This window comes from Brachybacterium sp. UNK5269 (assembly GCF_049266655.1).
Lineage (GTDB): Bacteria > Actinomycetota > Actinomycetes > Actinomycetales > Dermabacteraceae > Brachybacterium.
In genome coordinates this window covers 1,410,319-1,422,661 of sequence record NZ_CP184883.1, presented here as the reverse complement: position 1 = coordinate 1,422,661, position 12,343 = coordinate 1,410,319, and the positions used below count along the sequence as shown (strand labels likewise).

The following is a 12,343-nucleotide window of genomic DNA, read 5'->3' as shown; positions in this document are numbered from 1 at the left end:
TCCGTCGGCCCCCTGACCCGGCCCGCCTCCGTAGAGTGGCCCGCACCACTGGTCGGATCACCGAAGGAGCACGTCATGGGAGCCATCGTCGGCGGCATCATCCTCTTCGTCCTGGGAGCCATCTCGCGGTTCGCGCTCGAGTTCGACCTGCCGGGCGTGGACTCCGCGATGCTCGGCACCATCCTGATGGCCGCCGGGGCGGTGCTGTTCCTGGTCGGCCTGCTGCTCGCGCTGCGCTCGCGGCGGACGGTCGTGGACACCCAGCGCGCCCCGGGCCGCACCGTCTCCGAGCGCCGCGATCCCCCGGCGGGCACCTGAGCCGGCCCGCTCCGGGAGGGCGCAGACGTCGCCGCGCCCACGCTCCGGATCGGGATACGCTGGAGGCCACGGCCGCCGTCCCCCGCGCGAGGCAGCGCGAGGTCCCCGAGGGCGGCCCGGCGAGCTCGAACGGAGAGACATGGCAGACCTGGACGTGACCCGTGCCGATGCGGTGCTGATCGGTGGTGGGATCGCCAGTGCGACGCTGGCCGCGATGCTCACGGAGCTCGAGCCGAGCTGGGACATCGTGGTCCTCGAGCGGCTCGAGACCCTCGGCGCGGAGTCCAGCGACGCCTGGAACAACGCCGGCACCGGTCACAGCGCGCTGTGCGAGCTCAACTACACCCCGCAGGACGTGGACGGCGCGGTCAGCCCCGCCAAGGCCATCTCCATCAACGAGCAGTTCCAGGTCTCCCGCCAGTTCTGGGCCCACCTGGTCGAGCAGGACCGGATCGGTGATCCCGCGCGCTTCATCCACACGGTGCCGCACATGAGCTTCGTGCACGGGGTCGAGAACGTCGACTACCTGCGTCGGCGCCACCAGGCGCTCATCGCGAACCCGCTGTTCGACCGCATGGAGTTCACCACCGAGCACGCGCGGCTCGCGCAGTGGGCCCCGCTGGTGGCCGAGGGACGGCCCGTCACCGAGACGATCGCCGCGACCCGCTCCCCCGACGGCACCGACGTCGACTTCGGGGCCCTGACCCGGCAGATGCTCGACTTCGCCGTCCGCACCGGCACCACCGTCTCCACCGGCTCCGAGGTGGTGGACCTGCGGCGGATGGGCTCCGACTGGGGCGTCATGGTCCGCTCCACGCAGGACGACTCGCTGCGCGTGGTGCGCTCGCCGTTCGTCTTCGTCGGCGCCGGCGGCTACGCGCTGCCGCTGCTGCAGAAGTCCGGCATCGAGGAGATCCGGGGCTTCGGCGGCTTCCCGATCTCCGGGCAGTGGCTGCGCTGCACGGATCCGGAGATCATCGCCCGCCACGACGCGAAGGTCTACGGCAAGGCCGCGGTCGGGGCACCGCCGATGAGCGTGCCCCACCTGGACACCCGCTACGTCGGCGGGAAGCGCTCGCTGATGTTCGGCCCCTACGCGGGCTGGTCCCCGAAGTTCCTCAAGACCGGTCGCTACACCGACCTGTTCGCCTCGATCAAGCCCTCGAACCTCACCCAGATGGCGGCTGTCGCCCCGCCGAACCTCGACCTCATGGTCTACCTCGGCTCCCAGCTCGCGGCCACCCGGCGCCAGCGCCTCGAGGCGCTGCGGGAGTACATGCCGGGCGCCCGCGACGCCGACTGGGAGGAGGTCACCGCCGGTCAGCGCGTCCAGGTGATCGCCCCGGACGCGAAGAAGCACGGCGTGCTGCAGTTCGGCACCCAGCTGATCACCGCGGCGGACGGCTCCATCGGCGGCATGCTGGGCGCCTCCCCGGGGGCCTCGACCGCCACCAGCATCATGCTGGGCATGCTCGAGCGCATGTTCCCCCAGCGCATCGACGCCTGGCGCCCGCAGCTGCTTCAGATGGTGCCGAGCTGGGGGCGGCGGCTCTCCGACGACGCCGACGAGGCCCACCGCACGCTCGCGCGGACCGCCGCCGTGCTCGGACTCGACCACGCCTGAGCCCGCGGCGGGCCCCGTCCCGCCGCCGCCCGGGCACTGCACGATCCCGAAGAACCCGAGGAGGAGGGACCGCAGATGCGCATCTCGCTGATGACCACCTGTCTGGTGGATGTGATGGCCCCCGACGTCGCGCGGGCGACGGTGACGCTGCTGGAGCGGCTCGGCCACGAGGTGGTGTTCGATGCGCGGCAGACCTGCTGCGGCCAGATGCACACGAACTCCGGCTACTACACGGAGGCCGCGCCCATCGTGCGCAGCTTCGTGGACACCTTCGAGCCCGCCCTGACGGAGGTCGACGCGATCGTGATGCCCTCGGGCTCCTGCGCCGGCTGCGTGCGCCATCAGCACCAGCTGGTGGCCCGCCACGAGGGCGATGCGGAGCTCGAGCGGCGCAGCGCCGCCGTGGCCGCGAAGACCTACGAGCTCTCGGAGCTGCTGGTGGACGTGCTCAAGGTGACCGACGTGGGCGCCTACTTCCCCCATCCGGTGACCTACCACCCCACCTGCCACTCGATGCGCTTCCTGAAGGTGGGCTCGCGCCCGCTGAAGCTGCTGCGCGCGGTCGAGGGCATCGAGGTGCGCAACCTCCCCGAGTCCGACACCTGCTGCGGCTTCGGCGGCACCTTCTCGGTGAAGAACGACGCCACCTCCGACGCGATGGTCACCGACAAGGCCGCGAACGTCGTCGCCAGCGGGGCCGAGTTCGTCGTCGCCGGCGACGCGTCCTGCCTGATGAACATCGGCGGGAAGCTGCGCCGCACCGGGGCGGCGCCCCGCGCGGTGCATCTGGCGCAGATCCTCGCCTCGACCCGCGAGGACCCCTTCGTCCCCGCCGAGACCATCCTGGGGAGGGCCTCATGAGCACCGTCGACCTCGGCATCCCGACCGTCCGCCCGCAGCACGCCTCCCCCTCCTCGCACCTGCGCGGGCAGCGCGGCTTCCCGGCCGCCGCCCGCGACGAGCTGGCCGACGAGACCCTGCGCGGGAACCTGCGCCATGCGACCTCCACCATCCAGGGCAAGCGCGCCTCGGTGGTGCGCGAGGTGCGCGACTGGCAGAAGCTGCGCAGCGCCGGCAGCGCCCTGAAATGGCAGGTCACCGATCACCTCCCGGAGCTGCTCGAGCAGCTCGAGGAGTCCGTGACCGCCGCCGGCGGCCAGGTCCACTGGGCGCGCGACGCCGAGGAGGCCGGGGAGATCGTCACCGCCCTGGCCCTCGAGCGCGGAGCCCAGGAGGTGCTCAAGGTCAAGTCGATGGCCACCCAGGAGATCGGGCTGAACGAGGCGCTCGCCGCCGCCGGGATCCGGGCCGTGGAGTCCGACCTCGCCGAGCTCATCGTGCAGCTCGCCGGCGACACCCCGAGCCACATCCTGGTGCCCGCGATCCACCGCAACCGCGCCGAGATCCGGGAGATCTTCCTGGCCTCCATGCCGGACCTGGACCCCTCCATCACCGACGAGCCGGCCGAGCTCGCCGAGGCGGCCCGCCGCTTCCTGCGCGAGAAGTTCCTGGACATGCCCGGCTCGGTGGCGGTCTCCGGGGCGAACTTCGCCGTCGCCGACACCGGCACCCTGGTGGTGGTGGAGTCCGAGGGCAACGGCCGGATGTGCCTGACCCTGCCGAAGACCCTGATCTCGGTGGTCGGCATCGAGAAGATCGTGCCCTCCTTCCAGGACCTCGAGGTGTTCCTGCAGCTGCTGCCGCGCTCCTCCACCGGGGAGCGGATGAACCCGTACACGACCCTGTTCACGGGCGTCCACGAGGGCGACGGCCCCGAGGAGTTCCACCTGGTGCTGCTCGACAACGGCCGCACCGCGGTGCTCGCCGACCCCGAGGGCCGCAGCGCCCTGCACTGCATCCGCTGCTCGGCCTGCCTGAACGTCTGCCCGGTCTACCAGCGCTCCGGCGGGCACGCCTACGGCTCGACCTACCCCGGCCCCATCGGCGCGATCCTCTCCCCGCTGATGACCGGCATGAGCGGGACCGACGACCCCAACTCGACCCTCCCCTACGCCTCCAGCCTGTGCGGGGCCTGCTACGACGTGTGCCCGGTGAAGATCGACATCCCCTCGGTGCTGGTGCACCTGCGCGCCGAGGACGTCGACCGCCGCCGGGAGACCCGCGGCGACTTCCACGGCACCTGGGACGTGGCGCTGAAGGGCGCGAGCCGGCTGATGAGCTCCCCGCGCGCCTACGACCTCGCGGTGCGCTCCGCAGGGCCGCTCGCCAAGGCGCTGCCGGGGAAGAACATCGGCCGGCTGCCCGGCATCCTGCCGGTGATCCCCGGCTGGACCGACCACCGCGACCTGCCCAAGCCCGGCACCTCGTTCCGCTCCTGGTGGGACCAGCACCGCAAGGAGCGCGCGCAGCACCCGGTGGTCGGCGACCGCCCGGGCAGCGCCGCCCCCGAGGATCCCGCCCCCCGCGGCGAGGAGCAGTCATGAACCGCTGGATCGACCAGCGCCCCACCCGCACCGCCGGCCTGAGCGCGAAGGAGGAGATCCTGGCGCGGGTGCGCAGCGCCCTGGCCGTCCCCCGCCGCGACGAGATCACCGGCGCCGAGGACGTCCCGCGCGACTACCAGCGCGCCGACGACAGGCAGGAGCTCGCCACCGCACCCGGCAAGGTCCGCGACGTGCTGGTCCAGCGGCTCGAGGACTACACCGCGATCGTGCATCGCACCACGGCGGGCCAGGCCCCCGCCGTCATCGCCGCCGCGCTCGGGGCGGCGGGCAGCGTGGTCGTGCCCGCCGGCCTGCCGGGGGCGTGGACGCAGGCGGTGGCCGCGGAGGTGATCCTCGACGACGGCAGCGCCACCCCGCGCCGGCTCGATGCGATCGACGCCGTGCTCACCGGCTGCCACACCGCGATCGCCCTGACCGGCACCATCGTGCTGCGCGGGGACGAGCTCGGCGGACGGCGGGCGATCTCGCTGGTGCCGGATCATCACGTGGTGGTCGTCCGCAGCGAGGACGTCGTGCTGGGGGTCCCCAAGGGCATCGAGCGCATGGCCGCGGACCCCACGGCCGCCTGGACCATGATCTCCGGACCCAGCGCGACCAGCGACATCGAGCTCAGCCGGGTCGAGGGCGTGCACGGCCCGCGCCGGCTCGAGGTGGTGCTCATCGAGCCCGACCCCCCGCCGCAGGCACCGCCGAGCGCCCCCGCCACCACGACCGCACAGGAGAGGACCCCATGAACGAGCCCACCCCCATCGAGGATCCCGGGGTGCCCCGCAGCGCTCCCGCCCGCGCCCGCGGCGACCTGTTCGCGCTCAGCGCCGGCAGCTACCGGGCCGAGATCTCCACCGTGGGCGCGATCCTCGAGTCGCTCACCGTCGGCGGGCGTGACCTGCTGGTGCGCAACCCCGAGCAGGGACCCATGCAGTTCTACCGCGGCGCGATCGTGGCCCCCTGGCCCAACCGCATCGGGGACGGGCGCTACCGGTGGGACGGGCAGGAGCTGCAGACCGCCCTGACCGAGCCCGAGCGCGACAACGCGCTGCACGGCCTGGTCTGCTTCCAGGCCTTCACCCCGGTCACCGTGGGCGAGCGCGAGATCGTCCTGCGCACCGAGCTGTTCCCCTCCCCCGGCTACCCCTTCCACCTGCTGCTGAGCGTCCACCACGCCCTGGACGCCGAGACGGGGCTGACCACCACCGTGAGCGCCCTGAACATCGGCGAGCAGGACGCCCCCTACGGCGTCTGCCCCCACCCGTACCTGGTGGCCGGGCCGGAGCCGCTGGACGAGTGGTCGCTCGAGGTCCGCGCGGACACCGTGTTGACCGTCACCGAGGACCGGCTCCTGCCCACCGGCACCGCCCCGGTCGCCCCCGGCAGCGACTTCGACTTCTCGAGCGCGCGCCCCCTCGGCGCGCTGTTCATCGACCACGCCTTCACCGATCTGGGCCGCGACGAGCAGGGTCGCCTGCTGGTCACCGTCACCGCCCCCGGCGGCACCGGGGTGCAGCTGAGCGCGGGCGAGGAGTGCTCCTGGCTGCAGGTCCACACCGGCGACCGGCCGGAGCCGGAGCACCACCGGCGGGGTCTCGCCGTCGAGCCGATGACCTGCCCGCCCGATGCCTTCCGCAGCGGCACCGATGTGGTGCGCCTGGCACCCGGCGCGGACCATGCCGCGTCCTGGTCGATCCGGGGCTGGTGAGCGCGAGGCGCGCGCAGACCACCGGCGCCGCACAGGCAGGAGGGCCCGTCACCGATCGGTGACGGGCCCTCCTGGCTGCGCTGGCTCCCTGCCGTGCGGGTGCGGCGCGGGCAGCCGCGGGGATCAGGAGCCGTTGGCGTCCTCGTAGGCCTTGCGGATGGTGCTCGAGATGCGGCCGCGGTCGGGGACCTCGTAGCCGGCCTCCCGCGCCCACTGGCGGATCCGTGCGGAGTCGTTGGAGCTGCCGCGGGAGGAGGTGGAGGAGGCACCGCGGGGGGCGCGACGCCCACCGACCCGACGCGCCTTCTCGACCCACTGGCCGAGCTCCTCGCGGAGCCTGGTCGCATTGTCCTCGGACAGGTCGATCTCATAGGCGACGCCGTCGAGAGCGAAGCTCACGGTCTCGTCAGCCTTGTCGCCATTGAGATCGTCGATGAGCTCCACGAACGTCTTCCGTGCCATAGGGGTTCTCCCTTGTTTCTGGTGCCGAGTCATGCGCGACGTCGGATGAGGTCGCTGTCGGCACCCAGTATCCGGGCAGAGGGCCCGGATATCAATACGCGGCGGAACACCTATCGCTCCGAGTGATTTGATTCATCATGCTCATGCAGTTCACGGTATTCCCGCTCCGCTTCGCGCTCGGCCGCTCTCTCCCGCCGATCCGCCCGCAGAATGGCGCGCACCGCGAACCAGAACAGCAGTCCCACGCCGATCGACGGGACCAGCGCCCCGGCCTCGAACCAGAATCCCGAATCCATCTCAGGCCTCCGGCTTCACGAGCGGGAACAGGATCGTCTCGCGGATCCCGAGGCCGGTCAGGGCCATCAGCAGCCGGTCCATGCCCATGCCCATGCCGCCGGTCGGCGGCAGCGCGTACTCCATGGCCTCGAGGAAGTCCTCGTCCAGGCGCATCGCCTCGTCGTCGCCCTGAGCGGCCAGCTGCGCCTGCTGGGCGAAGCGCTCGCGCTGGATCACCGGGTCCACCAGCTCGGAGTACCCGGTGCCCAGCTCGAAGCCGCGCACGTACAGGTCCCACTTCTCGACCACCCCGGGCACCTCGCGGTGCGCGCGCACCAGCGGGCTCGTCTCGACCGGGAAGTCGCGCACGAAGGTGGGCTCGTACAGGTGGTCGCCGACGCGATGCTCGAACAGCTCCTCGACGAGCTTCCCGTGCCCGTACTTCGGGTGCTCCAGATCGAGATCGAGCGACCGGGCGATCCGCCGCAGCTCATCGACGGTGGTCCCCGGGGTGATCTCCTGACCGAGGGATTCCGAGAGCGAGCCGTAGACGGTGATTTTCTTCCAGTCGCCCGAGAAATCGTATTCGGTGCCGTCGGCGAGAGTTACCGTCTGGCAACCGGTGGCCCGCTCGGCGGCTTCCTGGACGAGTGACTGGGTGAGCGCGCCGATGGAATCGTAATCGCCGTAGGCCTGATAGGCCTCGAGCATCGCGAACTCCGGGGAATGCGTGGAATCGGCGCCCTCGTTGCGGAAGTTCCGGTTGATCTCGAAGACCTTCTCCAGCCCGCCCACCGCGGCGCGCTTCAGGAACAGCTCCGGGGCGATGCGCAGGAACAGGTCGAGGTCGAAGGCGTTCATATGGGTCACGAACGGCCGCGCCGCGGCGCCGGAGGGGATCACCTGCAGCATCGGGGTCTCGACCTCGACGAACTCGCGCTCGCGGAAGGAGGCGCGCAGGGAGTGCATGACCTCGGCGCGCAGGCGCACGGTGTCCCGCGCCTGCTGGCGCACGATCAGGTCGACGTAGCGGCGGCGGACCCGCGACTCCTCGGAGAGCCCCGCATGGAGCACCGGGAGGGGGCGCACGGCCTTCGCGGCCATCTGCCAGGCGTCGGCGAAGACGCTCAGCTCGCCGCGGCGGGAGGCGCCCACCCGGCCGTGGAAGAAGACGTGGTCGCCGAGGTCGACGTCGGCCTTCAGCTCCGCCAGGCGCTGCTCGCCGAGGACGGCCTGGGAGGCCATGATCTGCAGGCGCTGGCCGGCGCCGTCCTGGAGGGTGACGAAGGCCAGCTTGCCGGTGTTGCGCTGGAAGACGACGCGGCCGGCGACGCCGACCTCGTCCTCCGTCTCCTGGCCGGCCTCGAGGTGGCCGTAGCCCGCGCGCACCGCGGCGATGGTGGTGGTCACCGGCACCGAGACCGGGTAGGCCTGCTCGCCGCGCTCCAGCAGGCGCTCCCGCTTGGACTTGCGGACCGCGACCTGGTCGGAGGTGTCCGTCATGTCGGGGGCAGGGGGTTCTCGCTCATGAGCGCGATTGTCTCATCACCGCCCTGGGGAGTCGCGGTGGGATCAGGGTGCTGTCACCACCGCCACAGCGGCGTCGAGCAGCCGCGTGCCCTCGACCCTGCCGGCGAGCGCGATCAGCACCTCCCCTGGTGGTCCGCGCCCGCCTCCTCGAGGGTGGTGGGGTCCAGGGCGAGCGCATAGTCCCAGTCGATCTCCCCGCGCTCCACCGCGGTCGAGAGCACCTGCCGGAGCGCGGGCAGCGACGGGGCGGCGTCACGGGCGGCGGCGACGGTGCGGGACAGGGCCAGGGCCTGCTCGCGTCCGGCGGCCGTGAGGTAGGCGTTGCGGCTCGAGCGGGCCAGGCCGCTGCGCTCGCGCTGGATCTCGACCGCTTCGATCCGCACCGGCAGGTCGAGGTCGGCCACCAGGCGCTGGATGATCGCGAGCTGCTGGGCGTCCTTGCGGCCGAACACGCTCAGGTGCGCATCGGTCAGGCGCAGCAGCTTGGCCACCACGGTGACCACGCCGTCGAAGTGGCCGGGACGGGCGGCGCCCTCGAGGATGCGACCGGCGCGGCCGGCGCTGACCGACACCGTCGGCGGCAGCACCGGGTACATCTCCGCGGTCGACGGGGCGAAGACCACGTCCACCAGGGAGTCGACGAGGGCGAGATCGGCCTCGAGGTCGCGCGGGTAGGCCTCGTAGTCCTCGCCGGGGCCGAACTGGAGGGGGTTGACGAAGTCCGTGAGGATCACGTGGTCGGCGAGCTCGCGGGCCCGCCTCACCAGCGCCAGGTGCCCGGCGTGGAGGGAGCCCATGGTGAGCACGGCGGCGACGGTGCCCTCCATCGCGGCGCGGGCCTCGCGCAGCTCCGCCTTGGTCGTCAGCAGGCGCGTGGTGACGGGGTGCTGGGTCATGCGTCCTCCGGGTGCGGGTGGTCCTCGAGCAGGTCCCGGATCCGGGTCCGGGTCTCCGCGGGGAGTCTCGCACGGGACAGCGCGGCGCGGGCGAGCGCGCGGTAGGTGTCGGCCACATCGCCCCGCTCCCCGGGGGCGCCGGTGACGTCGAGGTCGTCGAGCGCGGCGAGGTGGGCGGCGACGGTGCCGGCGTCGCCCCGCACCACCGGGCCGGTCAGGGCCTGCGCGCCGCGGCGCAGGGACTCCTCCAGGGCGGCCTCCAGCAGCGGGCGCAGGTAGGCGCCGGGATCGGCGATGCCCAGCCGGCCGAGGGCCTCGCGGGACTGGTCCACGAGCACCACCAGATGGTTCGCGGCGTGCGCGAGGGAGGCGTGGTACAGGGGACGGTCGCCCTCGGCGAGGACCACCGCCTCTCCCCCAGCTCGACCACGAGGGCGGCCGCGACCGGCAGGAACTCGGGGGCGCCGGTGATCCCCACCGGGCAGCCGACCAGTCGGGGCAGGTCCGCGCGGGTGCCGGTGAAGGTCATCGCGGGGTGCAGGGCGAGGGTGGCGCTGCCGGCCGCGGCCAGCGGCGCCAGCACCTCGGTGCCGTAGCGGCCGGAGGTGTGCACGACCAGCTGTCCGCCGGGGGCGAGGGATGTGGCGGCGATGCCGGCCGCGAGCGGGGCCAGCTGGTCGTCGGGCACGGCCAGCAGCAGCATCTCGCTGCGCTCGACGATCGCGGGCACGTCCAGCAGCGGCACCCCGGGCAGGAGCTCGGCGGCGCGCTCCCGCGAGGCGTCGGAGACGGCGTAGGCGCCGGTGATGGCGTGTCCTTCGGCGCGCAGGGCGGCGCCGAGCACGGCGCCGACCCGGCCCGCGCCGATCACGCCGATGCCGAGGCGGGGCGGGCTCATCGCTCCTGCCCCGCCGCGCCGGTCGGCGCCGCCGCGGCAGGACCGGGCAGGCTCAGCGCGGGGCGCGGCCACTGCTCCCGGTCGCGGTGGCGGCGCAGGGTGGCGGCGTCGCGGGCGAGCACCGCGTGCAGCTCGAGCACCTGGGGGCGGGGCAGGTCCGCCAGGGTCAGGCTGTGGCCGGCCACGTCGACCTTGAGGTCGAGGACCCCCAGTCGGCGGCTGAGGGGCCCGTCGGCGAGCGTGAGCTGCTGGAGGCGCTCGCGCGGGATGATCTCGAGGCTGCGGGTGAGGATCCCCGAGCGGTGCACGAGCGCTCCCGGCAGCAGCACGCTGACCTGGGTGCGACGGGCGATCCAGAACAGGGGCACCGGGGTGCGCAGCCCCTCGATGTCGCGGGCGGGGACGGTGAGCAGGTGCTCGACGGTGGCCAGGTCGTCCGCGGTGCCGAGCGGACCGGCCAGGTGGCCCAGCGTCGCGCGCAGCTCGGGGCGGGTGCCGACGGGCAGCACGCTGGCGGCGCCGTTCTCGTCGTCCTCCTCGATGCCGGCGACGGTGACGGTGACGGCGGTCCAGTCGGGGGCGCGCCACAGCAGCGGGCGGCGCAGCTCGAAGCGCTGGATCCGGCCCGAGGCGATGTTGTCGGTGCGGGTGTTGGCCAGGCCCCGGCGCATCCGCAGTCCGCGGTCGGTGATGCGGGAGACGAAGCCCCAGCCGGACTCGATGCGGCCGAAGACGTACTTGGGCACCGCGATCGCGGTGGGCAGCAGGGCGATGATCACGGCGATCGAGAAGCCGTCCTGCCACAGCGCCAGGGCGATCGCGACCAGCACCCCCAGCACGCTCATCACGGTGCCGATCAGGAAGCCGACGTCCCGCAGCAGGGAGCGCAGCAGGCGCTCGGTGGGGATCTGCGCGATCAGCTCCCCGTCGGTGACGCCGTCGTGGAGGATCGCCTCCAGACTTGCGGCCGGGGGCGTCCCGGCCTCCTCGGCGCCGGCGCTGCCGGCGTCGGTGCTCCCGGCCTCGGCCGGGCCGGTCGCATCCGTCAGCGCGGCGACCCCGAGGATGCTGCGGCGCAGCTGCTCGGCCTCGGCGGACCGGACGTACTCGATGTCCAGGTAGGAGGCGCCGCCGCCGGCGACCTCGACGCGGACCTTCGACAGACCCAGCAGCCGGGCCAGCAGCGGGCGTTCGACGGTCACCGACTCGATGCGGGCGCGGGGGGCGTACTCGCGGGACCTGCTGATCGCGCCCTTGTGCAGGGAGACGCCGTCCTCGTCGACCGCGTAGGTGGTGAACCACCAGGACAGGGCCGAGAGCAGGATCGCGATCAGGATCACGGCGGTCAGGGCGCCGAGACCGATCAGCGCGCGCTGCACGGTGAAGTCGTCGATCAGCCGGGCGATGTTCTGGGCGGAGATCACCGCGATGATGCCGACCACGATCTTCCAGCCGGAGATCAGCGGGGTGATCGGGTGGGTGCGGCGGCGCGCGGCGGCGGGCGCGGCCGCGGGCTCGGGCGCGGCCGCGGACTCGGGCGCGGGCTGGGGCGTGCTCACAGCGCCGCCATGTTCTCGATGCCGCGGGCGGTCAGCAGCGCCCGCAGGCGCTCGGCCTCCTCCTTGGGAAGCCCCGGCAGCACGGCGGTGGAGGCGCCGCTCGCGGTGGTCACGGTGAGCTGGGCGAGGCCGTAGCGGCGGTCCACCGGACCCTCGTCGATCTTCACCGACTGCACGCGGCCGTAGGGAATGGTGTGGACCGAGCGGAACATGATGCCGCTGGCGATGGTGAGGTCGTCGGCCGCGTCGAGGTAGCCGATCGCCCGCACCCGGCGCGGGGTGAAGGCGAGGCTCTGCGCGAGGATGAGCAGCGGCAGCAGTCCCAGCGCGGCGATCCACCAGCGCTCGGCCAGCACCGCGCCCACGATCGCCCCGGCGGCCATCAGCAGCCACAGCACGTAGACGGGGATGGCGGCCACGTAGCGGGAGCGGATCAGCCGTGGCGAGACCGGGCGCAGCACGCCCGCGCCGAGCAGTCCCGCGGGGTCGTCCGGCACCGTGGGGCCGGGCGCCGGGGGCGCGGCGTCCTCCGGCGCGGCCGCGGCGGGACGGGGGGCCGGTCCGGCGGGCGCGGCCGCGGGCGCGGCCGGTGCGGCGGGGTCTGGGGCGGAGGTCATGG

Annotated in this window: 12 protein-coding genes and 1 pseudogene; 6 read left to right on the top strand and 7 right to left on the bottom strand. The window is 73.2% G+C overall.

Going from position 1 to position 12,343, the window contains the following annotated elements; translation table 11 throughout:
• Nucleotides 1–75 precede the first annotated feature (75 nt).
• The 6 genes from ACOJUI_RS06545 to ACOJUI_RS06520 all read left to right on the top strand — a co-directional run bounded on the left by ACOJUI_RS06545 (nt 76) and on the right by ACOJUI_RS06520 (nt 6,103).
• Entirely contained in the window at nt 76–318 is a 243-nt protein-coding gene (locus ACOJUI_RS06545) for a DUF6458 family protein (RefSeq protein WP_422117265.1), read from the top strand.
• Nucleotides 319–457: 139 nt separating this feature from the next.
• Nucleotides 458–1,942, top strand: coding sequence for a malate:quinone oxidoreductase (locus ACOJUI_RS06540; protein ID WP_422117264.1), 1,485 nt, complete (start codon nt 458–460; stop codon nt 1,940–1,942).
• Nucleotides 1,943–2,017: 75 nt separating this feature from the next.
• Nucleotides 2,018–2,803 (top strand): (Fe-S)-binding protein, encoded by a 786-nt coding sequence (locus ACOJUI_RS06535; RefSeq protein WP_422117263.1) that lies wholly within the window; start codon nt 2,018–2,020, stop codon nt 2,801–2,803.
• Nucleotides 2,800–4,386, top strand: coding sequence for a lactate utilization protein B (locus ACOJUI_RS06530; protein WP_422117262.1), 1,587 nt, complete (start codon nt 2,800–2,802; stop codon nt 4,384–4,386). Before ACOJUI_RS06535 ends, ACOJUI_RS06530 begins: the two co-directional genes overlap by 4 nt.
• Entirely contained in the window at nt 4,383–5,141 is a 759-nt protein-coding gene (locus tag ACOJUI_RS06525; protein ID WP_422117261.1) for a LutC/YkgG family protein, read from the top strand. Before ACOJUI_RS06530 ends, ACOJUI_RS06525 begins: the two co-directional genes overlap by 4 nt.
• Nucleotides 5,138–6,103, top strand: coding sequence for an aldose 1-epimerase family protein (locus ACOJUI_RS06520; protein ID WP_422117260.1), 966 nt, complete (start codon nt 5,138–5,140; stop codon nt 6,101–6,103). The genes ACOJUI_RS06525 and ACOJUI_RS06520 overlap by 4 nt, the downstream gene beginning before the upstream one ends.
• 123 nt (nt 6,104–6,226) lie before the next feature.
• Here ACOJUI_RS06520 and ACOJUI_RS06515 read toward each other — a convergent pair whose 3' ends face one another.
• The 7 genes and pseudogenes from ACOJUI_RS06515 to ACOJUI_RS06485 all read right to left on the bottom strand — a co-directional run bounded on the left by ACOJUI_RS06515 (nt 6,227) and on the right by ACOJUI_RS06485 (nt 12,341).
• Nucleotides 6,227–6,565, bottom strand: coding sequence for a histone-like nucleoid-structuring protein Lsr2 (locus ACOJUI_RS06515; RefSeq protein WP_422117259.1), 339 nt, complete (start codon nt 6,563–6,565; stop codon nt 6,227–6,229).
• 110 nt (nt 6,566–6,675) lie between these two features.
• Nucleotides 6,676–6,861: a hypothetical protein gene (locus ACOJUI_RS06510; protein WP_422117258.1), complete on the bottom strand. Its 186-nt coding sequence runs from the start codon at nt 6,859–6,861 to the stop codon at nt 6,676–6,678.
• 1 nt (nt 6,862) lies between these two features.
• Nucleotides 6,863–8,344, bottom strand: coding sequence for a lysine--tRNA ligase (gene lysS / locus ACOJUI_RS06505; protein WP_422117257.1), 1,482 nt, complete (start codon nt 8,342–8,344; stop codon nt 6,863–6,865).
• Nucleotides 8,345–8,484: 140 nt separating this feature from the next.
• The gene (panC, locus tag ACOJUI_RS06500; RefSeq protein ID WP_422117256.1) at nt 8,485–9,267 is read right to left on the bottom strand and encodes a pantoate--beta-alanine ligase; all 783 of its coding nucleotides are present in this window, start codon (nt 9,265–9,267) and stop codon (nt 8,485–8,487) included.
• A pseudogene (locus ACOJUI_RS06495) lies at nt 9,264–10,165 on the bottom strand (Rossmann-like and DUF2520 domain-containing protein). The gene panC and the pseudogene ACOJUI_RS06495 overlap by 4 nt, the downstream one beginning before the upstream one ends.
• Nucleotides 10,162–11,724: a PH domain-containing protein gene (locus ACOJUI_RS06490; protein ID WP_422117255.1), complete on the bottom strand. Its 1,563-nt coding sequence runs from the start codon at nt 11,722–11,724 to the stop codon at nt 10,162–10,164. The pseudogene ACOJUI_RS06495 and the gene ACOJUI_RS06490 overlap by 4 nt, the downstream one beginning before the upstream one ends.
• The gene (locus tag ACOJUI_RS06485; RefSeq protein WP_422117254.1) at nt 11,721–12,341 is read right to left on the bottom strand and encodes a PH domain-containing protein; all 621 of its coding nucleotides are present in this window, start codon (nt 12,339–12,341) and stop codon (nt 11,721–11,723) included. Before ACOJUI_RS06485 ends, ACOJUI_RS06490 begins: the two co-directional genes overlap by 4 nt.
• Between the last annotated feature and the right edge of the window lie 2 nt (nt 12,342–12,343).